This window comes from Salsuginibacillus kocurii DSM 18087, from assembly GCF_000377705.1.
Taxonomy (GTDB): domain Bacteria; phylum Bacillota; class Bacilli; order Bacillales; family Marinococcaceae; genus Salsuginibacillus; species Salsuginibacillus kocurii.
In genome coordinates this window covers 116,516-140,157 of sequence record NZ_KB898624.1, presented here as the reverse complement: position 1 = coordinate 140,157, position 23,642 = coordinate 116,516, and the positions used below count along the sequence as shown (strand labels likewise).

Sequence of the window (23,642 nt, the reverse complement as noted above, 5' to 3'; positions counted from 1 at the left end):
CTGGACGGAGTTTAGTGAAATTTTTTCTTGCTTAAAAATTCTGTAGCAGCATGCAAGGCTTCATCTGTACTGCAATTTTCAGTTGGCACATCAGGCAATGATTTGAGGAAATCTTTACCATACCTCGCTTCCTTCAACCTGCGGTCAAGTACAAAGACTACACCTTTATCATCCCCGCGGCGAATTAAACGGCCAAACCCTTGTTTGAAACGAAGGATGGCTTGAGGGAGGGAAAGCGCGCCAAAGGGGTTAGCACCTTCTTCTTCCAAGCGTTCCATTTTTGCTTTAATTACCGGTTCTCCTGGTGGAGAAAAAGGTAGCCTGACAATCACTAAACTTTGCACTTCTTCTCCCGGGAGATCGATCCCTTCCCAAAACGTGCTCGTACCAAGAAGTACAGCTGATTCGTGCTGTTTAAATGTTTTGAGAAGCCGGCTGCGACTGCCACTTAGTACTCCTTGAGTAACTAGCACATAATGCCCTTCCTCTTGAAAGATCTTCAGTTGTTTGTTCGTTTTATTTAACATATCAAAGGAGGTAAACAATACTAGCACACGCCCCTGCATTGATTCAGCCGCTAAATGGATGAATTCCGCTACCCTGTATATAAACAAGTCTTCATCTTTATCCTTAATGCTAGGCATGTCATTTGGAATATAAAGACGCGCTTGTTCTTGATAATTAAAAGGAGATGGAATTGTTAATTCTCCTGGCCCAAAATCGCGAAGACCGAGGCGGCTTTCTACATAGCTGAAAGAACCTTTTACCGTTAACGTTGCTGAGGTTAGAATCACACTACTTTTTTTTGCAAAGAGTTGGTCTGCAAGGATCGAACTAACATCGATCGGTCTTGCATAGAGGTAGGTAGCGTTCAAAGCTCCTTTTTTCTCTGATTCCATCCAGTAAACGTAGTCAGGGTCACTTTCTAAGAGCAGCTGTTTTAAGACGAGAACTTCTTCTTCAAGATTTGTCCAAATTTCCCGTACTTCTGCTATAGCTCCAGTTCGAGAGTTTTGCTCTTTATCCATCTGTACTAGCGGTTGATATGCTCTTGTTTCTTCAAAAAGATGCATAACTAAGCGGTCGACATTTTCACGGATTGCATTCATTAATGCATCGCTTTGGTCGGACGGGTCAAACCGCACGGAGAGCCGGCCGGTTTCTGAATGATTTTTCGCCTGTTTTCTGCAGCGGTCATGCAACATGCGGAAAAGGTCATCCCATTCCTGTCTAATTTCTTCAGCGCCCTGTTTGCGCTCTTCAACCCAGAGTTTTGAAAAAGAGCTTTGCTGCTTGTCTTCTTTGAGCAGACGGTCCAAAATTCCCACTTGTTCAGAGGAACCGAGCAGGCGGCTGAACCACTTTGTCACTTTCATATAATCTGTTTGCAGGCCAAGGTGACGGCCGGCAGTTGCTTCGAGCTGGTGCGCTTCATCAATAATCAAAGTCGAGTATGCCGGCAGAATTGGATGGTCTTGAATGAGATCAGTAAATAAGAGTGCGTGGTTGGTAATCACTACATGAGCATCTTTAGCATCTTGCTTCGCTCGTTGATAAAAACATCTGGAAAACCATGGGCACTGTGGGGTGGCACAAGAGGATGGATCACTTTTCACTTCATCCCAGAGCCTATTTGCTCCACCAGGCAAATTCAATTCCTCAACATCGCCAAAATTAGTTTCCGTTACCCAGACGAGCAGCTGGGCTAACGTTAATTGCTCTTCGATAAGAGCGGGTGTTTGAGTCAGTGCTGCTTCAAACTTCTGCAGGCATAAATAGTGACTTCTCCCCTTTAAAATGGTACGCCTTAATGAAAATGGCAAACTTTTGTCTAAGAGAGGAAGCTCCTGCTTCATAATTTGTTCTTGAAGTGGAATCGTTTCTGTTGCAACGATAACTGGTTTATTTTCTTGCCATGCATACCAGCTTACAGGTTCAAGGTATGCGAGCGTTTTCCCTGATCCTGTCCCCGCCTCAACGAGTAAATGTTCGTGATTAGCGAGCGCTGCATCAATTTTTCCTGCCATTTTTTTTTGGCCCAAGCGTTCTTCAAAATGGAGAATTTGCTCAGAAAGGCTGCCGCCGTTTTCAAAAAAATAAGGATCTCTTGAAATGTCTTCTTCTTTTGCCTGCGTTTGTTGAAGGCCTTCCTCGTCTACTTTTTTCAAGGCAATGTTTCGGTACACATCATATTTATCGTCTACCGTGCGTTTCCATCCTTTTAACCGGTGCAGGATGATATCTGAAAGTATAGGCAATAAGTCGCTTTTTAAGTTTTTTAATAGGTCTTCTAAGCGCTGCAGGGTAACAAGCGGTAAGTTATACATTTTTTCTTTTATTGCAATTAAAAGCTTAGCCGTTACAAATGCATCACTATCGGCTTGATGGGGCCTTTCGTGGGAAAACCCTAGCCAATCAGCAAGTAAGTTTAAGCGGTATCCTTCTGCTGTTGGGTAAAAAATTCGTGCACACTCTACTGTATCAATGACCGGACCTTGAAAATGAGAATAACCAGCACGATCAAGTTCAGCATTTAAAAAGCCCAAATCAAAATTCACATTATGAGCAACCAATACAGACCCATCGAGCATGGTTAACAATTCAGAACAAATCTCAGAGAAATCTGGAGCGTCTTTTACTTCCTCGTCTGAAATTCCTGTTAACTGTTCGATAAAGTAAGGTATAGGTTCCTTAGGATTTACCATCGTTTGATAGGTGGAGATCACTTCATCGTTTTCCACCACACAAGCCCCGATCTGAAAAACCCGGTCTCCTTTTTTAGGCGCATTTCCAGTTGTTTCAAAATCGAGCACAACATAGCGGCGTTTCATGGTTTATTCACTCCTGCATGTATGTAACTGAGCTTAAACGTTCAGCTTTCGTTCATAACATTTTCATTTCTACTCCCCTTAGTTTAAAGAAAAACAACCGCTACGCCAAGCGGTAGCCGGCCAATTTTGTGAGAACATTGAAAAGCGTGAGGAAAACATATAATATCTGTATATTAAAAATCGATTTTCTCCCGGTCATAAGAGAAAATCGATCACAACAATCTATAACACAGTAGAAGCAGGCTCTCGTTCCAGTAATTCTTTAATGGTATTATCCTTATCCATAATGGCTACCTTTGGAACAAAGCTGTGTGCTTCCTTTTCTGCAATGATAGCATAGCTCATAATGATCACAGTATCACCAGGCTGAACTAACCGGGCAGCAGCGCCGTTTAAACAAATAACCCCGCTTCCCGCTTCACCTGCAATAACATATGTTTCTAAGCGTGCGCCATTTTCATTATTAACAACTTGCACTTTTTCGTTTTCTAAAATATCTACTTCACGCAGCAAATTTTCATCAATGGTAATGCTGCCGACATAATTCAAGTTCGCTTCTGTCACGTGGGCCCGATGAATTTTCCCTTTCATCATATGTCTATACATGTTACACCCTCCTCCCCTACAGCTCAAACGTAATATTATCGATTAGTCGTACCTGTTGAAAGCGGATCGCTCCCGCTAAAATTAACTGGCCTGTCAATTGTTGTGGAACCTCTAACTCTGGAAAAGTTAAAAGATCGATATAATCAATTTCTGCACTTGTACTTGCTATAAGTTCGTTTTCTACTTCTAAGAGGAGAGTTTCACGCTCTTTTCCCATCTGTATAAGCTCTTTGCCTTTCTTTAAAGCTTTATAAAGGGAAGCAGCTTCTTGGCGTTCGGTTTTATTTAAATTGACATTGCGAGAACTTTTAGCCAAACCATCTTCTTCTCTACTGGTTTCCACCGTTTCGATATCAACATTCATGTTAAAGTCGTGGACCATATTTTTTAAAATAGCGACTTGCTGCGCATCTTTCATGCCAAAAAAAGCAGCATCAGGTTTAACAAGTTGAAAGAGCTTCATCACTACAGTAGCTACACCGTTAAAGTGGCCGGGACGACTTTTAGCACAAAGAACATCATTCCCTTTTATTACGTTGACTTCAGTGCGCATCGGTGCTGGATACATCTGTGATTGAGAAGGATGAAACATAATATGAGCCCCGTGTTCTTCTGCCAGTTTCAAGTCCCTTTCAAGGTCTCGTGGATAGTTATCAAAGTCTTCATTCTCTCCAAATTGCCTTGGATTCACAAAGATGCTTACTACAACTACGTCATACTTCGATTGCGCTGCCTTAATTAAAGAAAGATGTCCCTCATGTAAAAACCCCATAGTGGGCACAAAGGCAATGCTTTTTTGTTCTGTTTTTAATTGTGCGGTCAGGGCACTCATTTCTTGCGGTTGATTTATGAACTTCATCTCTTAGCGCCTCCGTAGGCTTTGCCAACCAACTGTCCTGTTTCTTTGAAACTATGAACATCTTCAGGAAACTGGCTGGATTTCACTTCTTGTACATAAGTGCTTACTGCTTCAGAAGCAAGTGTTCCAAGCTCAGCATACTTTTTAACAAATTTAGGGGTAAAACCAGACGTTAAGCCGACAGCATCATGAAAAACGAGCACCTGTCCATCGACATCCGGACCAGCACCTATTCCAATAACCGGTATGTCTATCTCGTTTGTCACAACCGCAGCTATATCTTTTGGCACACATTCTAAGACGAGTGCAAAGCATCCTGTTTGTTCCAGTGCTTTTGCATCAGCCAACAGCTTCTTCGCTTCTGCTTCTTCTTTTGCCTGGACTTTGTAGCCACCGGTAACATTCACATGCTGGGGTGTTAAACCGAGATGAGCCATTACTGGGACTCCTGCCTGGACAAGTTGGCTCACCGCAGTTATCACAGCAGGCTCGCTGCCTTCAAGTTTGACAGCATGTGCGCCGCCTTCCTGCATGAAACGCCCCGCTGCTGCCATTACTACATCCCTGCTCTGATGTGCTGTTAAAAAAGGAAAATCAGTAACTGTAAAAGTGTTTGGTGCCCCCCGCCTGACAGCTTTTGTGTGTAAGACTAGATCATCAACCGTCACAGGGATCGTGGAATCATACCCATGGACAACCATCCCTGCTGAATCCCCAATTAAAATCATATCCATCCCTGCTTGCTCCAATAGAGAGGCGGTCGGTGCATCGTAGGCTGTCATCATAGCCAGTTTCTCACTTGAGCCTTTCACTGCTTTCACACTAGAAGTCGTATGCATGCTTACTCCTTTCGCGATGAACCCGCAAAGAAAAGAACGGCTAAGGCCCTACAGTCTCTTGTTCTACATTTATAATTATGTTTCTGTAAAGCCGCTCACTGGTCACGCTATACACAAAAACATCCTTCCTGGCGAGGAAGGATGCACGTATAGAAAAGTGACGGTGGATTTTCGGCTAAAGCAGATTTCTAGCAGGGGAAATTCCCCATAGAAAACAATCCTTTCCTTCCGCTGAAGGAAGAAGGACTTCTACTTCTAACCGTAAAACCATGCCTTTGCTATATGCTTTGTAGTCATTTCACCCTTCTGTCCCCGTCCTTCATCGGATCAAGGCAGATTCATCAACAATAATTTTTAAAAATCGGTAGTACGTTGTACCGCTCTGTTCCGATGCGGTCAATAAAATGTACCCGTTTTCATTCTATTCGTTTCTTCATTGAATTTCAATATCTGCGCTGTAAATTTGCTGCGTTTTTCCTTCATCATCTTCGAGAAGCAGAACCCCATCAGCAGTAATTCCTTTAGCAATACCGTAAATCGTTCCTTGTATCGTCCGTGCTTTTATACGGCGGCCAAACGATAAGGCATATACTTCCCATTGGTTGCGGACAGGTTCAAAACCTTCTGTCAAGAAGCGCTGATACCAATATTCAAAACGTTCCAGAATTTCTTTTAACACATCAGCACGACGGAACGGTGCGCCATATTCTAACCTTAATGAAGTTGCGATCCCTTTTAACTCTTCAGGAAAATCCTGTACTTGTTGGTTCACGTTCATGCCTATTCCTACAATGATTGCGTGAATCATATCAGCCTCTGATTGCATTTCGGTCAAGATTCCACAGAGCTTTTTCCCATTTAACAAAACATCATTCGGCCACTTAATCTCTGCTTCAGCCCCGGTTAAATTCCCGGCACCTTCTGCTACAGCTACTGCTGTTAACAGGGTAAGCTGAGGGGCTTTATAAGGGGGGATGTTAGGACGCAAAATTAGACTCGTCCATAATCCATGTTCTGGCGGAGAGTGCCAAACTCTCCCTAGCCTGCCTTTCCCTTTCGTTTGTCTGTCAGCTACTACGATCGTTCCTTCAGGAGCAGACTTTTGCGCTTGTTCATGCGCGAGATCTTGTGTAGAAGTGACTTCCTCATTATAAATCACATGTTGGCCTAAGTGCTCCGTCTCTAAGCGTGATTTTATTTCCTCGCTAGTAACCATGTTGGGACGGTGCAAGAGCCGGTACCCCTTCCTAGGCACAGCTTCTACTTCATAACCACTTTTACGTAGTTCTTCAATCTGCTTCCAAACTGCCGTCCGTGAAATACCAAGCCTATTGCTTATTTCTTGTCCTGAGACAAAACCTGTCTCTTCTTGAACGAGCAGCCGCAACAATTCATCCCGATTCATCTTCTTCTCTCCTTTGTACAACCCAATCCTTGACCGCTTCCCCTGTATTGGAGAGTTCTCTTCTAAGTATAGCAACTTCAAGGTCGTATAGCCATTGATTCACCCAGGCTCCTGCTTGATAACCAGTTAACGATATTAGATCTGCTCCATTAAGGGCGAGATCAGTTCTTGTGTGGATCGGAAGCCTGTCCCACCGGGTTTTTACTTCGTGGTCATAAGCTACGTTTAAAAACTGACAAGCTTTGAGCAATCGTTCAACCGCTATAGCTTGCATTAAACCGGCTTTGTACAGCGACTCATCATCCCAACCATGCTGAGAGCGCCATTCAAACCAGGTAATCAGCTTACCCACTTTTTGCTTCAGTGCTTTAGACCGTTTCAGGCCCGTTAAAAGCTGCTTTGCCGCTACGCTTCCTATTTGGTTGCTTATAAAAAATGCAGCTATATGCTCTTCGCGCTCTATCAACTCGTTCTTAGAAAACGAATACTGGACATTTTCGAGTTGAATAGGAAGAATGATTGCTATGATCCCCAAGCGTTCAGCTTCTTGTAAGGCATGGTCAGTAAATGACGAACAAAGTATTTCTTCAAATTCCTGCCCGACCCGCTCAAGTGCTACTTCTTGGAGATCCTCTTTCACTGCAGGTACGGCCTGCTCAGTGTTTGTTTCTAATCTATAATTAAATTGAGCGATGAAGCGAATGGCTCGCAACAGTCGGAGTGGATCTTCTAAGAATCGTTTCAGCGGCTCTTCTGGGGCTCGGATTAAACGGGCGTTAATATCCTTACGCCCGTTCAGGGGGTCTATATAATCTAAATCAGGACTTAAGGCAATGGCATTCATGGTGAAGTCCCGCCTTTTTAGATCTTCAAATAACCCATATTCTCCGCTTCCGCCCGCACGAAACGTAGACACCTCAAACAACTCGTCTTCAAGCTTAACAAGCACGGTCTCATGGCGCTCAGCATTTGTCTCAAAGCTATAAAATAGAGATGTTATCACAGCCGGAGGAGCAGAGGTAGTAATATCAATATCCTTAATCGGGCAGCCGATATAACGATTTCTTACAGCCCCGCCTACAATATATGCATCAAACCCTTCACTTTCAAGCTGTTGAATCACCTGTGCCGCCAGCCGCATGCGCTCCTTCACTGATATCCGCCCCTTTGTAATGTATGATAATACATCTTTTCGTATTGGGATACAATTTCAGCTGCTGAAAACAAGCGCTGAGCTCGGTCCTTGCTTGCCTGTTGAAAGCGGGTATGAAGAAGAGGATTATTAAACAGGGTAACACAATGCGCGCTGACCAAGTCAGGCCGTCCTAAAGGGACAATAAATCCTGTTTCATTATGACCTATAACTTCAGGGATACCGCCTATGTCTGTACCAATCACCGGCACCCCTGCTGCCATAGCTTCAAGAGCGGCTAGCCCAAAACTCTCTTTTTCAGATAATAAAAGCATGACATCTGCCATTTGCAAGAGTTCAGCTACTCGTTTCTGATTTCCTAGAAATAGAACTTCTTGTTCCATGTTAGCTGCTTTTACTTGTTTCATTAAGCTTGAGCGCTCCGGCCCATCTCCTATTAAAAGCAAACGAGCTGGAACATGCCTGGCTACTTGTTCAAACGCTTTAAATACATCTTCCGTCCGTTTAACCGGCCTGAAATTTGACATATGAACAATAACACGTTCATCTCCAGTAATGCCAAATTCCTCGCGCAAATTTTCTTTCATCTCTGAGTCGTACACGCGTTCATCGATAAAATTATAAATTGTTTCGATATGTTTTGTCGTATGAAACAAATCGTTAGTCTGCCCTGCCAAACTATTGGAGACTGCTGTAACTGTATCAGAAGCTTCAATGCCATAGCGAATGACTTCTTTTAGTGTAGGATCAGACCCTAGCACCGTAATATCTGTTCCGTGCAAGGTCGTTACTACTTGTACGTTTCCACCGGTCATGTCCTTTGCAAGTTTAGCACACACAGCATGCGGAACCGCGTAATGGACATGGAGAATATCAAGGTTCTCCGAACGAACAACTTCTGCCATCTTACTAGCTAATGTTAAGTCATAAGGTGGATACTGAAACACTTGATATTGATTTACTTCCACTTCATGAAAATATAAATTGGGGTACACTTTATCTAAACGAAACGGAAAACTTGAAGAAATAAAATGAACGTTATGGCCACGCTCTGCTAATATTTTCCCTAATTCCGTAGCAACAACTCCAGAACCTCCCACAGTTGGGTAACATGTAATTCCAATGTTTAAAGGCCTCATAACTGCAGGCCGCCTAGATGATTAAGTGGCAAAGGCCGGTCAGAGATAAATCCTTCCGCATAGGTCACTCCTGCCTCACTCCCCCATTTTCGGTCTCTAGCTTCTACAGCAGCAACATATTGATTCGTTAATGGTGTCTCCACTCCGGCAGGTCCAGGGGAGAATTGACTCTGATACGCTGATAATGCAGCTCGTTTCGTTTCATAAACCTCACTTACATTGAGCACAAAGTGCGGTTTAGCAGAACTATTAATCATATAATAAAAACAATGTGCGACCGAATGAGCATCGCCAGCTTCCGGTTTGTAGTTACGAATTTTGGCGTTAAAAACGGCCTCATAGGAAATACGGCCGCAAGCCCCGTGGTCTGGGTGGCGGTCTTCATGCCACGGCACAAAGACATATGTTGGTTTGTATCTTCTTATAATCCGGGTTAATTCTGTAATTGCCTCTCTTTCCTCAGCGAGGCCCCGGTCTGGAAAATCAAGCTGGATACGCTCCGTTGCCCCGATAAGCGCTGCCGCTTTCTCAGCTTCATCCTGTCTGCTCTCAACCGTGCCATTTGAGGAAAGTTCAGCTTTCGTTAAGGCGCAGATCGCTGTCTTATATCCTTGCTGTTGATGCAAGGCCAACGTTCCTGCCATGCCAATTTCAACATCATCAGGATGAGCGCCAATTGCAAGAATATCTATTGTGTTTGTCACGCGATTCACCCTTTTCATCAGCAGAAAATATAATGAATTTAATCGATGGTTTGTAAGAGTAGCTCTGCCGTTTGTTCATTGGTAGCCACAGGTAGACCGTGGACGTCACATAAGCGAAGCAAAGCTGTGATATCCGGCTCGTGAGGCTGGGCAGTTAATGGATCTCGTAAAAATAAAATCATGTCCATATCGGCTGTAGCTACTCTCGCTCCAATTTGCTGGTCTCCGCCTAAAGGGCCTGATAAAAACCGTTCAACATTCAAGCCCGTTGCTTCGGTAATTCGTTCTCCCGTCGTTCCAGTGGCATATAGCGTGTGCCGTTCAAACAGAGATAGATGTTGTTTCACAAAACGCACCATATCATTTTTCTTTTTATCGTGAGCAATTAAAGCAATCTTCATCAGTTTCACACCTTTATTCCATGATGTTTTCCAACCCGTACACTAAGGTTGATAAGTTTAAGCTAGTTTCCACCGCTAATTGCACCCCAGGCATAAACGACTGGCGATTAATAGAGTCATGGCGGATCGTCAGCGTCTGTCCACTTCCGCCAAACATTACTTCTTGATGAGCGACAAGTCCTGGAAGACGTACGCTGTGAATATGCATGCCTTCCATATCGGCACCGCGGGCCCCTTGCATTTCTTCTGTTTCCTGCGGATGGCCTTGATTTTTTTCTTCACGAACGTCAGAAATGAGCTGAGCTGTTTTCACTGCAGTTCCTGAAGGCGCATCGAGTTTTCTGTCGTGGTGACGTTCGATAATTTCAACATCAGGAAAATACTTGGCTGCCATTTGTGAAAATTTCATCATCAAAACCGCTCCAACAGCAAAATTTGGCGCAATAATAGCTCCAAGTTCTTTTTCTTCTGCTTTTTTGGTCAATCGTTCAATATCTTCGTCACTAAATCCCGTCGTGCCGATTACTGGGCGCACCCCATAATCGAGCGCCTTTTCCATATGTACTTTTCCGGCTGCAGGGGTAGTTAAATCAATCAAAACATCTGCTTCAACTGCACTGAACACTTCATCTGCATCGGTATAAATACGTGCCTCTAACGCCGGCATCCCTTCAATGTCTGCCAGGAATTGGCCTTCATGCTTGTGATCTAAGACAGCCACACATTCAAAGTGCTCGGTCTCCGCTACTAATTGTGCTGCTTCTTTTCCCATGTTTCCTCGAGCTCCAGCTAATATAATACGAATTGGTGTACGGTTCATGTCTGATCGTCTCCTTTGTCCTTTTTTGTCCAGCGGTTGGCATCGCGGGTCCGAAATTTATGCATGACTTGATCAAACGCTTCATTTATATCTATGTTTTGTTCATTGGCAAAACAAATTAATACGAATAATAAGTCACCAAGCTCTTGTTCCAAACTAGAAGCCTCTTCATCTGACTTCTTCGGTTTTTCCCCATAGTGATGGTTTACTTCACGAGCCAGTTCTCCTACTTCTTCTGTCATCCGCGCTAACATCGAGAGTGGAGAAAAATATCCTTCTTTAAATTGTCCAATATAATAGTCCACTTCTTGCTGCATTTCCTGGATTGTTTTTGTTCCCATACAAACCTCCTCATCCTCCAGTTTTATTTTTTGACATTTGCTCATGCTTTCTTTTCCCCTTATACTATGAAAGACGTGAAAGGGGGAGCACAATGGCGCATCTTTTCAAACATAGTAAGAGGCTCATTTTTATTACGCTTGGTTCAGCATTAATGTCGTTCGGCCTTGTTTATTTTAACATGGAAAACAACTTGGCTGACGGAGGATTCACCGGAATCACACTGATCTTATACTTTATTTTCACAATTGATCCGGCTTTATCTAATCTCGTCTTAAATATCCCTTTATTCTTTATTGGTTATAAAATTCTTGGGCGAATGCTCTTTTTTTATACCGTGTTTGGCACCATTAGTTTATCTTTTTTCTTGTGGCTTTTCCAGGCATATCCTCTCATGCAGCTTTCTCTACAGGATGACATGACACTCGCTGCACTATTTGCCGGCGTCTTTATAGGGACCGGTCTCGGCATCGTCTTTCGTTACGGCGGGACGACTGGCGGTGTTGATATTATTGCTAAACTTGGCTTTAAATACTTAGGCTGGAGCATGGGGAAAACACTCTTCATATTTGATGCTCTAGTCATTACAAGTTCACTTGTTTATTTAAACTACCGTGAAGCTATGTATACGCTTGTTGCCGTTTTTGTTGCTGCCAAAGTGATTGATTTTATTCAACAAGGGGCTTATGCAGCCAAAGCTACCTTTATTATTTCTGAACACGCCCCGCAAATTGCAGATGCAGTTCTGCTAGAAATGGAGCGCGGCGCTACGATATTGCAAGGAAAAGGAACATTCACCGGTTCTGATAAAGAAGTCCTTTACTGTGTAGTTGGACGAAATGAGCTCGTTCGTTTAAAAACGCTGGTTACTACGATTGACCCGCACGCTTTTATTACAGTAAATGATGTGCAAGACGTTGCAGGTGAAGGCTTCACATTAGATGAAAATAAAAAGCCAATTGAACATCTGTAAGCTTTTATCGAATAAAATAAAGTCACAACAAATAAAAGAGGGCTGCCTTTTCCTGCAACCATTAAATAGTTGCAGGCAGACCCGCCCCCATCCTTTATTTTTCTTTAATCATCATTCATCATGAAATACATCATGATAAAGCGTACTAGTTCAAGTACAGCTACAAGTGCTGCAGCTACGTAAGTCCAAGCCGCTGCGTCCAACACTTTACGTGTTTCACGTTCCTCATCATTTCGAATAATGCCGGTTGACACCATCTGATGCATGGCTCGGTTTGAAGCATTAAACTCTACCGGCAAGGTAACGAGCTGGAACAAAACAGCCACAGACATTAACACAATCCCTGCAAGCAGAAGATTCTGTGCTGTTAATAATATACCTGCAATGATTAGAATAAATGAAAAATTGGAACCCATATTGGCCGCCGGAGCAAGGGAGGATCTAAAGCGTAAAAAGGCATATTCTTCAGCATCCTGAATCGCATGACCAACCTCGTGAGCGGCTACTGCACTTCCCGCAACAGACGCTTTATAGTAATTATCCTCAGACAAGCGCACTGTTTTTGAACGCGGGTCATAATGGTCGGACAGCTTTCCTTTCACTGGTTCTACGCCAACATCATAGATTCCGTTGTCATTTAAAATCTTTTGGGCTACTTGAGCACCTGTCATCCCTGACGAGTTCGCTACCTGAGAATATTTATTAAACGCTTTTTTCACCCGGCCTTGAGCCCAAAGAGGAATTAAAATTAACAGTCCAAAATAAATAAGCATTGGTACTAAACCCATAGTTCTTTCACCTCCACACTATTGAACATTTTTCACTATTTATTTTATGGCAAAGTCTTTGAGCCGTCAATTTTTCAGCTTTTATTGTCTATAAGAATCCTCTGACTTTGACATTTTAGCGCGGCGACGTTCCGCTTTATACTTTTTCCACCCTGCATATGATAATGAAACCACAAGAACTGTACTAACAAAAATCATAATGCCAATTAAAGTAGGGTCTATTGATCGTCTCTCTTCTTCATTCGAAAAGGCCTGATCCAGCTCGTCCACTAGCTCTTGAAGCGGTAACTCATGGAATTCTTTTCCCTCTCTCATGCCACGGTCGACAGCTACCCACAAACTATCTATTCTGCTCCGCACCGTTTCAGAATGCTGTAAGTATAAAGCCGGCCGAATCACCTCAAATTCATTTTTTAACTCATTAAATTGAGCTTGTGCTTCCTCTTTGTTCATACTGCTACTTTGAACAAAACCTTCAAGTCTTTCCTGAAATGGCCCAGCAAGCCGCTGAAATAGCGGGTGATTTTCGTTTATTACTGCATCCAAAGCGAGTTGAAATTTGAGAAGGCCTTGCATTCTGTTTTCAGGAGCCTGCTGTGCACTTGCCAAGCTTGCTGCCGCTGCTTCATAAGCTTCTAATAATACATGGATATCTTGAACCGTTAATTCCTCTTCCTCATAATCAATCGCTGGCAGCATTCGTTCAATTGAGTCAAGAACATCTTTTGCCTCCGCCCATCGCTCTCGCTCAGCCAATTCAATAACATCTTGATAAGCTGTATAAACGGTCTTAAGTGATTGGTCATGATTAGCTGCATCAGCATTGGCCTCTTGTCCAACAAAACAGAACAGGAGCCAGATGATTGCCCCACCCATCACGGTAAGTCTCACATTGAAGCCCTCCCTGTACCCTTATGATTCAAGAGTATGCAGAGCTGGACAAGAGTAGACCATTGTTCAATCAAGGTTTCTTAAGAAGGTAAATCCAAATGCCTTGCTCGCTGATGAACATTGCCCCAATATGCAATAGCTGCACCTATAATCCCCAACCAGAATGTCAAATATCCAATATGCTGAATGTCATCCATCAATACAGTGCTTACCCACGGATGCATGTTATACACATAATCAATGATATCATTATGTACCGTCCATAGTAAGGCAATAACAAGATGCCAGGGGCGTATGCGATAGTATGGCAAATATAAGACAGCTTGAACAGCCATTGCTCCATGAGAAATAATCAGCATGTAATTTTGCCAATTTAACTCAGCTCCGTACAGCCCCGCTCCTGTATTCATAAATACTGCCCAGATTCCGTATTTTATCAACGTTACCACAGCTAAGGCTTCAATTAGACCGCTTCTTTTTCGAAACAACCACAAACCGAGCACAATTGTAAAAAACAAACTTGCTGTTGGGCTATCTGGGACGAACGGCCAAAAATACCAGGGGGTTACGCTTAGTTGGCCAGCATACCAAATGTACCCATAAATGGTTCCAAAGAAATTGATTAAAAACAGGGCACACAGCATAAGTGGAGATGCCGCTATCTTTATAAGACGTTTATAAAGTGAAGGGTGTTGAGCTCCCACAGGAAAACGCTCCTTCCTACGTAAACGTAGTATTAAAAAGAGCCGACCGTAACCGGCCGGCTCTATAAAACGAAGTGAAACTATTCATCCTCTTCATCTTCATCATCTTCGTCTTCGTCTTCATCATCGTCGCCATTTGGCTGACCTTCAGCTTCGATGTATTCTGACATGATTTCAAGTTCTTCATCAGACCCATCAAACATGCCCGCTGGCATCTCGCCAATACCTTCTACTGAAATATTAGCGATATCTTCCGCGCCATAAGGCAAGTCGTATAGATTCGGACCAGCTGCACCGGAGCCTTCTAATTGTTCACCATGACACTCAATACAGCCTTGCTCTTCATAAATCTCATAACCTGCATGGTCCATATCGACTTCTTGAATGTCATCTTCGTCTAAGATCTCACCTTGCTCTTCAGCAGCTTCCCAGTCGTGCTGGTCTACCGCTTCCCAAGTCAAGTAAATAACTGAAATGGTAGCAAGAAGCATGAGTCCTGTTCCGACAGGACGCTTTGACGGACGGCGTTCAGGTCCAGGGTCTAGCCACGGAGCAAGAAGCAATGCCCCGAAGGCCAAGCCGGGAATAATAACGTTTCCAAACAGTTCAAACGTACCTGACGCATATTCGTACTTAAGCAATTGATATAAGAATAAGAAGTACCAATCCGGGAGCGGAATATAACCAGAATCTGTAGGGTCTGCAATCCCTTCGAGTGACACGGGATTGACAGCTGTAAAACACAAGAAGCCGATTAAAAACACCGCACCTATCATCCATTCTTTTAGAAGATAGTTTGGCCAGAATGCTTCTGTTTTTCCCGGATACTCCGAATAGTCTTTCGGAATGTTGGGCTTCTTTTCCGCCGGGATCCGAGAATCCCCAACGAACTTCATCCCTTTACCACGATGCATCGGTTTCCCTCCTCATTAGTCAATTTTTGCAAGCTTTCGGCCTATTTTAAAGCGGACCAGAAATACCCTGCCTGCGGATCATGATAAAGTGAGCAGCTAGAAGACCGAGCAACGCACCAGGAAGGAAGAATACATGAATCGCAAAGAACCTTGTTAAGGTTTGCGCACCTAGTAATTCTTCATGACCTGCTAAGAGTACTCGTATCATTTCTCCCACGACTGGTACACTTTCAGCAATTTCTAAGGCAACTACCGTGGCAAAGTAAGCTTTCATATCCCATGGCAGTAAGTACCCTGTAAAACCGAGTCCTAAAATAACAAAGAAAATAAGAACACCAACGACCCAGTTTAATTCACGCGGCTTTTTATATGCCCCGGTAAAAAATACCCGCAATGTATGTAAAAACATCATCACGATTACAACACTGGCGCCCCAGTGGTGCATACCGCGTACGATCATTCCAAATGCAACTTCACTTTGCAAATACATGACCGATTCATAAGCATTAATGATATCTGGGACATAGTACATGGTTAAAAACATGCCGGACAAAAACTGGATAACGACAGTAAAAAACGTTAAACCGCCGAAACAGTAGACAAATGCCGAGAAATGATGTGCCGGGTTTACGTGTTCTGGCACCTCATGGTCGGCAATGTCCCGCCAGAGCGGCGTAATGTCCATGCGTTCGTCGACCCAGTCATATATACGCTGTAACATTTAAACGCCCCTCCTAGACTTGTGGTTGTGGTCTGCCCAAATAGACAGTGCCGTCTCGAACCTCATGCTCGTACCTGTGCAATGGTTCTGTCGGCGGTGTGTTCGGTACGTTTGTGCCATCACGCTCAAACAAGCCAAAGTGGCATGGACAGAAAAAGCGTTCAGGCTCGTCCTCGTTGGCTTCCCAGTTCACCGTACAGCCTAGGTGTGTACATTCTGGAGATAGTGCAACAACATCATCTCCATCAAGATAGATCCAAGCTGTCTCTTCAATCTCTGCTTCATACCAACCATCATCTTGTTCAAAGTTCAATGGAAACGACTGTGGCTCTTCAGTTAATTCATCGAGATCAGCAACAGCGACCATATCACCTTCAGCGCCGACTTCGAGTACTGGATCCACTGCCATACGTACCATTGGCATAAGCATCCCAGCAGCCATAAATCCACCTACACCGGTTAGCGTGTACGTCAAAAACTGTCGACGAGATACATTATGTTCTTTTTCACTCACCGCATATCCCCCCTACTCTTATAATGTCAAGTCCTGTTGGACATTTCGGGCACACATATGAATACTAAGACATAACTATGATAGCCTAGCCGTCAATTGGCTGTCAATCTTTTCTGAGTGCGTTCTCATTGTGTTCAACTCTATGGATTTTTTTTCCATTCGTTCATGATGAGAGGTAAGATTTGTTTCAACTGATCACTCACTGCTTGTCTTCTATGTTTAACCTCTAAATGCTCCAGTGGAAGGAGTGGTAGCCAAATCAACATCCCCGGCAATGAATCTTCTGTTTTCTTCCACTCTGCATCAGCAGTTAAAAATATCGTGAAGGTTTTTCCTTCCTCTTCAAACATCTGACCCCAGCTGTTCACTCTCTCTAAACGTTCTTCATTCGTTTCATCTACAGCATAAGTAAAAGGTGGTACTTTTAATACCCGTCCTTTAAACTGTTTTTCAAGCTCTTCTGCCATAATCGTAATGTATTCACCCATCGCAACCTGGGATTTCATGCCTTCTCCGAAACCGACCGGAATGAGTGGAACGAGGACTGTGTCTACATATTCCTTTGCATGAAAATACGTATCAATATCAGTTGTATTCCATTTCATTGTTTGTTCCCCTTACTGCTCCATACGTTTGTTTTCTAAGTGCCCTAATTTCTCTCTTAATTGTTCAAACTGGGCTTGGTCCCGCTCATCTAAAGCCTGGTCTATTTCTTGTTTTAATTGAGCAATCTCATGTTCTTCTTCTAAATAAGCAATTAACGAAGTTGCTTCCTGAGAATAATAATTCTTCCTGGTTTTTGTTTTCTCACTGAAAGGGTTTTGCTCTAATACTGAACGATAACGATTTGGACATTTATCCTTTGGCAGCTGCAGCTGAATGTAGAGCGGCTCTGTCTTTCTCCTGGCTACATCATGAAGAAAGTGTTCAGGATCATAAGTCACTACAGTATTTCGCTTGTAACGAAACGAAGCATCATTAACCCCATTAGTTGAGATCATTAAGGCACGTGGACAATTCGCTGTTTCTTCAACAAAGTGAATATGAGAAAGCAGTTCCTCATCACTGGCGATGTATTGCAACAACCATGTAGTCTGCTGCTCCTTTAAGGTCACAGTGTCCAGAAAATCATGAATAAATGCCCGCTTCTCAGAAGTGGTGATAAGTTCTTCCATTAAAGCTGCTCCTTTCTCTTAGCCTTTGTTAAAAATTAGAATTTATTCATTTGCCTTCATCCAGATAACAAATCAAACTGCAACTACACATCGTTCCTACCTATTATGATACTACAAAAAACTAAGAGAAAGGGAATATCTTGTTTGTTAACTATGATTATTCTGCCGTAAGCTGTTCAACGAACATACTTAAGTCGTGATCGGAAGGGTTTAATGTAAGCGCTTTTTGTAAATGGGTTATTCCCTTTTCGGTAAATCCATATTCTATTAAAAAGCGCCCATAATCTTCTAGAAATTCACTGTCTTCACTAAATTCCTCAGCAACAGACTGAAAATGTTTGTAGCTAGCTTCAAAGTCTTCCAACAGCCAATTTGCTTTGGCTCGCTTCCAGTCAAACAGTGGAGCCTGTTCTCCCATATCTTCTAGGTAACTTAGGAACTCAAGAACTTCTTCAGCTCTTTCTTCATCCTGTAGATATGAAAGTAGCGCAACAGATGCAGCAAAATTTCCAGGGTTTATCGCTAACGCTTGTCGCAGTGCATCCTCACCTTCAGGGAAGTACCCTAATTTAAGCCTGATTTTACCGGCTTCAGCATAAAGAGCATCATTATACTCGTCTACTTGTAAGCCTTGTTCACAGGCCCCAAGTGCTTCTTTAAACATTTCCTGGCCTTCATATGCACGAGCCAAATAAGGGTAAAGTGTAACGTATTCATAATCACGACGCTTCAATTCTTCAAATTGCTTGGCAGCTAGTTGATAATCCCCGACTTGCAAAGCTGTATATCCGTAGCCGAAAATAGCAGACAGCTCTGTTTTTTCATCAAGGCCTCTTTCATAATACTTCAAAGCTTCCTCAAACTGGCCTGTGGCGCTATAGGCTTCCGCCAAACGCAAATCTAAACTTCCATCCGGGAATTGAAATCCTTTTTGTTCAGCCTGCTTTAAATACGGAATACTTTTATTAAAATCACCGCGCTCTAAATGAAAGTCCCCTAGTCCTGCTAACAACACAGGTTCATCGGGAGAGTGCTCAAGTGCACGTTTAAGTTTTTGCTCTGCAACTTCATCTAACCCTTGTAATTGGTACAGATCGGCAAGCAAGATTTGGGCCTGCAAATACGTATTAGAGCCTTCTTTAATTTCTAACAGCCACTCAATCGCTTCTTCTTCTTGGTCCAAGTCAATTTCAAGTTCTGCTGCAAACACAAATAATTCATCTTCATCAGGATAATAAGATAAGAGGTTCGTAATAATCGGTTTTGCTTTATCAGCACGCCCAAGTTGCTGGTATAAACTTGCTATATCAAACAGTTGTTGATGATCTGCTGTTTCCTCTAGTTGATCTAAAATGTTCAAGCCTTTCTCCACTTGTCCGTTTTCAATCGCTTCTACTGCACCTTCCATTGTTTGATTCACTGCTAATACCTCGTTTCATTAGTTTGCTTAATAGAATGAAACCGTTTTGTAGAAAGTGGTTTGCATTCCCTCCCCGAGCCTGGGTGAATAAATAATTGCTCTCCTGCTTTTAAGATTTGTCCACGTCTTACCGCTACATCAGGAGCTTTAATTTCTGAGCCTGCCTCATCAGCTGAAGAACCAGGGGATGGATAGTATATCAAATAATCTAAATCTCCTCGAATTTTTAAGCTTCCTTTTTTAGGATACATCCCTACCACTTTTAATAAATCGAGGGGCCAGATTTCTCCTGCAGCTGGCAGAGCATGGAACGTAAACTCTTCAAAAGAACTGTCTTGCAACGCTTTTTTTTGTTGGCTATTAAGCGTTTCCCCATTAACAAACGCAGCTGGTCCATGGGGGCCCAGTAATTCACGGGCGGCATGGTGAGGTAAATCTTCAAGCGGAGGATTTAAAATGACGCCGGTGATATTTTCTTGTCTTAGAGTACGTATAAAAGTCGGCGTTACACAAGTGATTTTTACGACTGGTAGAAAGAAATAGTCAAGCGGACAATCAATAAATAAATTTCTCATCTGCGTTAATTCTGGGCGCAACTGATGGCTAAACGGCACAATAAACGGGACTACGATTGTCGTAATCCCTTCGTTAATCCAGCTCTTATATTGTTTCATTCGTTCCTTCTGCTCTTGAAGATTGAGTGGTTCAGGCAATGTAACAACTTGTCCAGCAGATAAACAAGCATCTTCAACATTAATAATCCACGCTTTCCACCTACGTTTATACTCATAACAAGCTACTAACTCGTCTTTTCTTGCCACTAGATCGCATCGTTTTCCTTTTACGAATCCTCCTCGTAAAATATACACGGTGGGATCACTCTCCTTTTCCTACGTATGAAAAGGTATGTAAGTGCCCCCGTACTTAGAACCCCTATCTTGACAAGATAAATTCTTAAACAAAAGCTCCGGTAATCGGTTTTTTCTCGTTACAAGCTAAGCAACTTCACCGCAGATATACATGGTTCTCAGCTTCATCTTCACTACATTGGATGCCCACGTCTCTTTATTCCTACAGGAATCTCACTCCACTTTAATAAACACTCATTTAAAAATCTACCCCGTGCGTTAACAGAATCAATAAAAAACCGCTTTGCAAGTAAACGCTTACAAAACGGATCAGCATGTAACTGATAAGATTATGGATAGGAGTGGAGAGAAACCATACGCTACATATTATTATAGCGCTTACATTTAAAATGTCAATATATTAAATAAATTCTTCTATTAAAATTTAAATTACTAGTGTGAGACACTGCATTTAATTATAAGTATTGTTAAACCTTGTTGAATTTCGCTTCAAATTTACTTGCACCTTTCGTGATCCGCTTCCCCGACTGAAGTCTTGCACATCACGTTTCCTTTGACCCTGACGTTTAGAGAGCCAAGCTAAACGACACTTTCAATCAAAGAGACAGAAAAGTGTTTCGCTTTCTACTAACGAAACACTTCAGATATAATTTCGGTCATCCCTATTGAAGGCTATGCCTCTGTTTTAAATGATAAGGGTCCATTTCCTTTTCCAAACGGTTAATTTTTCTTTTTATTTGGTTAAATGATGCTTCTCCACTATATTGGTTATTTATATACACGTGTACTCTATCATGTAATAAATAATTTAATTTTATTGTATAGCCATTTAGGTAAGCGACATAAATGCCACCATTTAAACGTATCACCACTTCACCTCGTTTCCTCGATAAACTCCCCCTTCACAATTAAACGGTGTGTCGGATTTTCAACTGGATGGCACGTAATTAACGTAATCTCTTTCTTCTTCTTAGTTCCAAGTAAAACTTCAACTTGCTCAGGAGCAACAACTGTAATATCTGTTATTTGATATAAGAAGCGTCCGCTCATTGTTTCAATTTCAATGGGCTGTCCCGTTTCAACTTCATTCAAGCGATTAAAATTACGGCCATATGCATGGCTGCGATGGGCAGCTATAGCAGCATTACCTGCTTCGCCAATCGCAGCTGTACTTGATAGATAAGCCGCCCCATACTCAAGAGCTGTTACATCTACCCCGTAAAACAGAGGAACTTCAACATTAATGGCTGGAATAGCTATATGCCCCTTCATTTGTTGTTGGAGCCTGGCTTTGTTCACTTCAGTAAGATGTACCTCTCGTGCTGGACTTTCATTCTGAAATTGCTCTTCAATTCTCAACAGTTCAGCGCTCAGGCTCTCTTCTTCGTTATAACGGCTCGTCAACGGAGGGGCACCCTGGTCTTTAGCAGATATCTGGGAGTGCTGAGGCCAATCATCAAGCAGCTCTTCGGCAGCATTTTGCAAAAAGTAATCTTCTACGGCTGGACGTGCTAAGAAGAATAAGCCTACAACGATTAATACAACGCCTATTACCTTCATTCTAGTAAGTCCTTTATTTTTGTCCCTGTCCGCGCCGACCTAATGAGCATGTAGCTTCCAGAAAGAATAAGAAAACAAGCTATTAGGTACCAAAAATTTGGGAACGATTCACCGGTTTGTGGAAGCACCCCATTTAAGGTAGGAGTTCCACTATCAACGGAAGGATTCGTAATAGTAGGAGGTTCATCATCTTCTCTGTCCGTTTCTCGCTCAGCTAGAACGTTAACTTTCATCTGAAAGGCTTTGCCCTGCCATTCATTTCCCTTATCTTCGGGAAAATGAAGTTCCCAAACAATTTCATCTTCACTGTCTTCACTTATATTTATGCCTTCTAATGTGTGAACGTCACTTAATGACCCACTGGCCATTTTTTCTTGATTCTTTAAAACGGTTACTTCAAGCATTTCAAAGAAATCAGTGGAACCCGCTGTTTGCAAGAGTTCCAGGTCATAAGATAGCTTTTCGCCACTTACATTTTCTACCTTCACTTTCGTTGTCTCTGTTTGACTTGGAGCAAATAAATCAATATCCATAAATTGATCATCATGGAGCTTCAGACCTTCAGAAGCTTCAACTGTAACAGCAGGCGGCAGGAGAAAATAACAGCAACAACCTATCAAGAGAACCAGCTTCCAGTTTATAAACCACCCTTTCATACCTTCTAATCCCCTTACCTTGTAGATACCATATTCATATTTCAACGTTTCACTAAATTGCTGAAATATCATGGTTTGAAGCAAATTTAGCTAACGCTTTCTTATCAATCTCATCCATTTCTTCCTCTGACAAGAAATAGCTCCTGTTTGATTGTTCGTCGATTCCATTATTCAGCTTACTATTCTTCACTTTGCTATCCCCACCATTGGAAGAAAAGGCAGCTGTCTTAACGTCTTTTTCTTTATCAGCTTTGTCTTCTTCATCGTCTTCTTCGGTTTTGTGTGCCTCGTCTTTTTTGTCCTCGTCAGTATCTTCTATTTCATCATCTTCTTCAGTTTTGCTTTCTTCCTTTTGGTCCTGCTCAGCTTTGTCCTCTTCATCGTCTTCTTTATCTTCGTCTCTGTCTTCTACTACTTCTTCTTCAGTTTTTTCATCTGTAGCTTCTTCCTCATCATTTTTACTTTCTTTGTTTTCGCTTTCTTTCTCCAGTTTTCGCTCTTTTTCTCTTTGTTCTTCTAGCTTTTCTTTTGCTTCTTCAGCCTTTACGTTTGATTGTTCAGCTTTAGAGCTGGATGCTTCTGATTGGGATTGTGCTTTTTCAGCCTCAGCTCTTGCTTCTTCGGCTTCTGCCCTTTTCGCTTCAGCCTCAGCAACCTTTTCATCTATTTTTCTTTCATCGTCGTCAGAACTCTCTGTTTCCTCCTCGTCTCTGTTTTCTTCTGGTTCTTGTCCGTTTTGTTCTTCAGCTTCTTTTGCTGCTTTTTCGGCTTCTTCAGCTTCTTTCTCAGCTTGTTGGGCTTTCTCTTCCGCGGTCTCTGCTTTTTCTTTGACATTAGTAGCTTCCTCTTCAGCTTTAACAGCTTCCTGCTCTGCCTGCTGAGCTCTTTCTTCAGCTTCCTCTGTTTGCTCCTTCGCTTTTTCAGTCTCCTCTTCAGCCTTTTCTGTATCTTCATCACTTTCTTCTACTGTTTCGTATTCAGTTTCTTTAATTTCTTCGGTCTCTTCAGCTTCTTCTTCCTCTTCGGCTTCTTCTTCCTCTTCAGCTTCTTCTCCCTCTTCAGCTTCTTCTTCCTCTTCAGCTCCTTCTTCCGCTTCAGCTTCTTCTTCCTCTTCAGCTTCTTCTTCCTCTTCGGCTTCTTCTCCCTCTTCGGCTTCTTCTCCCTCTTCAGCTTCTTCTTCCTCTTCAGCTCCTTCTTCCTCTTCAGCTCCTTCTTCCTCTTCAGCTTCTTCTTCCGCTTCAGCTCCTTCTTCCGCTTCAGCTTCTTCTTCCTCTTCAGCTTCTTCTTCCTCTTCGGCTTCTTCTTCCTCTTCGGCTTCTTCTCCCTCTTCAGCTTCTTCTTCCTCTTCGGCTTCTTCTTCC

At 42.7% G+C, this 23,642-nt stretch carries 25 protein-coding genes; 1 reads left to right on the top strand and 24 read right to left on the bottom strand.

Annotated elements, in window-relative coordinates:
- Positions 1–11 precede the first annotated feature (11 nt).
- The 11 genes from dinG to D469_RS0104990 all read right to left on the bottom strand — a co-directional run bounded on the left by dinG (position 12) and on the right by D469_RS0104990 (position 11,098).
- Positions 12–2,831: an ATP-dependent DNA helicase DinG gene (gene dinG, locus D469_RS0105045; protein ID WP_018922284.1), complete on the bottom strand. Its 2,820-nt coding sequence runs from the start codon at positions 2,829–2,831 to the stop codon at positions 12–14.
- A gap of 222 nt (positions 2,832–3,053) precedes the next feature.
- Entirely contained in the window at positions 3,054–3,437 is a 384-nt protein-coding gene (panD, locus tag D469_RS0105040; protein WP_018922283.1) for an aspartate 1-decarboxylase, read from the bottom strand.
- Positions 3,438–3,453: 16 nt separating this feature from the next.
- Positions 3,454–4,296, bottom strand: a complete 843-nt coding sequence (panC, locus tag D469_RS0105035) for a pantoate--beta-alanine ligase (protein ID WP_018922282.1) — start codon at positions 4,294–4,296, stop codon at positions 3,454–3,456.
- Positions 4,293–5,135, bottom strand: coding sequence for a 3-methyl-2-oxobutanoate hydroxymethyltransferase (panB, locus tag D469_RS0105030; protein ID WP_018922281.1), 843 nt, complete (start codon positions 5,133–5,135; stop codon positions 4,293–4,295). Before panB ends, panC begins: the two co-directional genes overlap by 4 nt.
- Positions 5,136–5,568: 433 nt before the next feature.
- Entirely contained in the window at positions 5,569–6,540 is a 972-nt protein-coding gene (locus D469_RS0105020; RefSeq protein ID WP_018922280.1) for a biotin--[acetyl-CoA-carboxylase] ligase, read from the bottom strand.
- Positions 6,527–7,693 (bottom strand): CCA tRNA nucleotidyltransferase, encoded by a 1,167-nt coding sequence (locus D469_RS20975; RefSeq protein WP_018922279.1) that lies wholly within the window; start codon positions 7,691–7,693, stop codon positions 6,527–6,529. The genes D469_RS0105020 and D469_RS20975 overlap by 14 nt, the downstream gene beginning before the upstream one ends.
- Positions 7,690–8,832: an N-acetyl-alpha-D-glucosaminyl L-malate synthase BshA gene (gene bshA, locus D469_RS0105010; RefSeq protein WP_018922278.1), complete on the bottom strand. Its 1,143-nt coding sequence runs from the start codon at positions 8,830–8,832 to the stop codon at positions 7,690–7,692. The genes D469_RS20975 and bshA overlap by 4 nt, the downstream gene beginning before the upstream one ends.
- Positions 8,829–9,536, bottom strand: a complete 708-nt coding sequence (gene bshB1 / locus D469_RS0105005; protein WP_018922277.1) for a bacillithiol biosynthesis deacetylase BshB1 — start codon at positions 9,534–9,536, stop codon at positions 8,829–8,831. Before bshB1 ends, bshA begins: the two co-directional genes overlap by 4 nt.
- A gap of 38 nt (positions 9,537–9,574) precedes the next feature.
- Positions 9,575–9,937 carry a methylglyoxal synthase gene (gene mgsA / locus D469_RS0105000; RefSeq protein ID WP_018922276.1) on the bottom strand — a complete coding sequence of 121 codons (363 nt, stop codon included), beginning with the start codon at positions 9,935–9,937 and terminating at the stop codon, positions 9,575–9,577.
- Positions 9,938–9,950: 13 nt separating this feature from the next.
- On the bottom strand, positions 9,951–10,757 hold the full coding sequence (dapB, locus tag D469_RS0104995; RefSeq protein WP_018922275.1) for a 4-hydroxy-tetrahydrodipicolinate reductase: 807 nt from the start codon (positions 10,755–10,757) through the stop codon (positions 9,951–9,953).
- Positions 10,754–11,098, bottom strand: a complete 345-nt coding sequence (locus D469_RS0104990) for a nucleotide pyrophosphohydrolase (protein ID WP_018922274.1) — start codon at positions 11,096–11,098, stop codon at positions 10,754–10,756. Before D469_RS0104990 ends, dapB begins: the two co-directional genes overlap by 4 nt.
- Before the next feature lie 92 nt (positions 11,099–11,190).
- Between D469_RS0104990 and D469_RS0104985 the strand changes: the two genes are divergently transcribed.
- Positions 11,191–12,069 carry a YitT family protein gene (locus D469_RS0104985; protein WP_018922273.1) on the top strand — a complete coding sequence of 293 codons (879 nt, stop codon included), beginning with the start codon at positions 11,191–11,193 and terminating at the stop codon, positions 12,067–12,069.
- A gap of 104 nt (positions 12,070–12,173) precedes the next feature.
- Here the strand turns inward: D469_RS0104985 and D469_RS0104980 are convergent, their stop codons facing one another.
- The 13 genes from D469_RS0104980 to D469_RS22295 all read right to left on the bottom strand — a co-directional run.
- Positions 12,174–12,857 carry a zinc metallopeptidase gene (locus D469_RS0104980; RefSeq protein ID WP_018922272.1) on the bottom strand — a complete coding sequence of 228 codons (684 nt, stop codon included), beginning with the start codon at positions 12,855–12,857 and terminating at the stop codon, positions 12,174–12,176.
- Between the two features lie 81 nt (positions 12,858–12,938).
- Entirely contained in the window at positions 12,939–13,748 is an 810-nt protein-coding gene (locus D469_RS0104975; RefSeq protein WP_018922271.1) for a sporulation protein YpjB, read from the bottom strand.
- Between the two features lie 80 nt (positions 13,749–13,828).
- Positions 13,829–14,452 carry a DUF1405 domain-containing protein gene (locus tag D469_RS0104970; protein WP_018922270.1) on the bottom strand — a complete coding sequence of 208 codons (624 nt, stop codon included), beginning with the start codon at positions 14,450–14,452 and terminating at the stop codon, positions 13,829–13,831.
- Positions 14,453–14,532: 80 nt separating this feature from the next.
- The gene (locus D469_RS0104965; protein WP_018922269.1) at positions 14,533–15,366 is read right to left on the bottom strand and encodes a menaquinol-cytochrome c reductase cytochrome b/c subunit; all 834 of its coding nucleotides are present in this window, start codon (positions 15,364–15,366) and stop codon (positions 14,533–14,535) included.
- A 46-nt stretch (positions 15,367–15,412) separates the two neighbouring features.
- Positions 15,413–16,087, bottom strand: coding sequence for a menaquinol-cytochrome c reductase cytochrome b subunit (qcrB, locus tag D469_RS0104960; RefSeq protein WP_018922268.1), 675 nt, complete (start codon positions 16,085–16,087; stop codon positions 15,413–15,415).
- A gap of 13 nt (positions 16,088–16,100) precedes the next feature.
- Positions 16,101–16,601 (bottom strand): ubiquinol-cytochrome c reductase iron-sulfur subunit, encoded by a 501-nt coding sequence (locus D469_RS0104955; RefSeq protein WP_018922267.1) that lies wholly within the window; start codon positions 16,599–16,601, stop codon positions 16,101–16,103.
- A gap of 140 nt (positions 16,602–16,741) precedes the next feature.
- Positions 16,742–17,206: a YpiF family protein gene (locus D469_RS0104950; RefSeq protein ID WP_018922266.1), complete on the bottom strand. Its 465-nt coding sequence runs from the start codon at positions 17,204–17,206 to the stop codon at positions 16,742–16,744.
- 12 nt (positions 17,207–17,218) lie between these two features.
- Positions 17,219–17,776, bottom strand: a complete 558-nt coding sequence (locus D469_RS0104945; RefSeq protein WP_018922265.1) for a YpiB family protein — start codon at positions 17,774–17,776, stop codon at positions 17,219–17,221.
- A gap of 157 nt (positions 17,777–17,933) precedes the next feature.
- On the bottom strand, positions 17,934–19,196 hold the full coding sequence (locus D469_RS0104940) for a tetratricopeptide repeat protein (RefSeq protein ID WP_018922264.1): 1,263 nt from the start codon (positions 19,194–19,196) through the stop codon (positions 17,934–17,936).
- A gap of 2 nt (positions 19,197–19,198) precedes the next feature.
- Positions 19,199–20,065, bottom strand: a complete 867-nt coding sequence (locus tag D469_RS0104935) for a hypothetical protein (protein ID WP_018922263.1) — start codon at positions 20,063–20,065, stop codon at positions 19,199–19,201.
- Positions 20,066–20,938: 873 nt separating this feature from the next.
- The gene (locus tag D469_RS20970; RefSeq protein WP_018922261.1) at positions 20,939–21,625 is read right to left on the bottom strand and encodes a class D sortase; all 687 of its coding nucleotides are present in this window, start codon (positions 21,623–21,625) and stop codon (positions 20,939–20,941) included.
- Positions 21,622–22,281, bottom strand: a complete 660-nt coding sequence (locus tag D469_RS0104920) for a hypothetical protein (RefSeq protein ID WP_018922260.1) — start codon at positions 22,279–22,281, stop codon at positions 21,622–21,624. Before D469_RS0104920 ends, D469_RS20970 begins: the two co-directional genes overlap by 4 nt.
- A 52-nt stretch (positions 22,282–22,333) precedes the next feature.
- Positions 22,334–23,642, bottom strand: a 1,309-nt coding sequence (locus D469_RS22295) for a hypothetical protein (RefSeq protein ID WP_018922259.1), incomplete at its 5' end; no start/stop codon positions are given.

What these genes read in the sequence shown, in the direction of transcription:
- dinG (WP_018922284.1), bottom strand. Translation starts at nt 2,831, where the DNA reads ATGAAACGCCGCTATGTTGTGCTCGATTTTGAAACAACTGGAAATGCG.
- panD (WP_018922283.1), bottom strand. Translation starts at nt 3,437, where the DNA reads ATGTATAGACATATGATGAAAGGGAAAATTCATCGGGCCCACGTGACA.
- panC (WP_018922282.1), bottom strand. Translation starts at nt 4,296, where the DNA reads ATGAAGTTCATAAATCAACCGCAAGAAATGAGTGCCCTGACCGCACAA.
- panB (WP_018922281.1), bottom strand. Translation starts at nt 5,135, where the DNA reads ATGCATACGACTTCTAGTGTGAAAGCAGTGAAAGGCTCAAGTGAGAAA.
- D469_RS0105020 (WP_018922280.1), bottom strand. Translation starts at nt 6,540, where the DNA reads ATGAATCGGGATGAATTGTTGCGGCTGCTCGTTCAAGAAGAGACAGGT.
- bshA (WP_018922278.1), bottom strand. Translation starts at nt 8,832, where the DNA reads ATGAGGCCTTTAAACATTGGAATTACATGTTACCCAACTGTGGGAGGT.
- mgsA (WP_018922276.1), bottom strand. Translation starts at nt 9,937, where the DNA reads ATGAAGATTGCTTTAATTGCTCACGATAAAAAGAAAAATGATATGGTG.
- dapB (WP_018922275.1), bottom strand. Translation starts at nt 10,757, where the DNA reads ATGAACCGTACACCAATTCGTATTATATTAGCTGGAGCTCGAGGAAAC.
- D469_RS0104990 (WP_018922274.1), bottom strand. Translation starts at nt 11,098, where the DNA reads ATGGGAACAAAAACAATCCAGGAAATGCAGCAAGAAGTGGACTATTAT.
- D469_RS0104985 (WP_018922273.1), top strand. Translation starts at nt 11,191, where the DNA reads ATGGCGCATCTTTTCAAACATAGTAAGAGGCTCATTTTTATTACGCTT.
- D469_RS0104980 (WP_018922272.1), bottom strand. Translation starts at nt 12,857, where the DNA reads ATGGGTTTAGTACCAATGCTTATTTATTTTGGACTGTTAATTTTAATT.
- D469_RS0104965 (WP_018922269.1), bottom strand. Translation starts at nt 15,366, where the DNA reads ATGCATCGTGGTAAAGGGATGAAGTTCGTTGGGGATTCTCGGATCCCG.
- qcrB (WP_018922268.1), bottom strand. Translation starts at nt 16,087, where the DNA reads ATGTTACAGCGTATATATGACTGGGTCGACGAACGCATGGACATTACG.
- D469_RS0104950 (WP_018922266.1), bottom strand. Translation starts at nt 17,206, where the DNA reads ATGAAATGGAATACAACTGATATTGATACGTATTTTCATGCAAAGGAA.
- D469_RS0104945 (WP_018922265.1), bottom strand. Translation starts at nt 17,776, where the DNA reads ATGGAAGAACTTATCACCACTTCTGAGAAGCGGGCATTTATTCATGAT.
- D469_RS20970 (WP_018922261.1), bottom strand. Translation starts at nt 21,625, where the DNA reads ATGAAGGTAATAGGCGTTGTATTAATCGTTGTAGGCTTATTCTTCTTA.
- D469_RS0104920 (WP_018922260.1), bottom strand. Translation starts at nt 22,281, where the DNA reads ATGAAAGGGTGGTTTATAAACTGGAAGCTGGTTCTCTTGATAGGTTGT.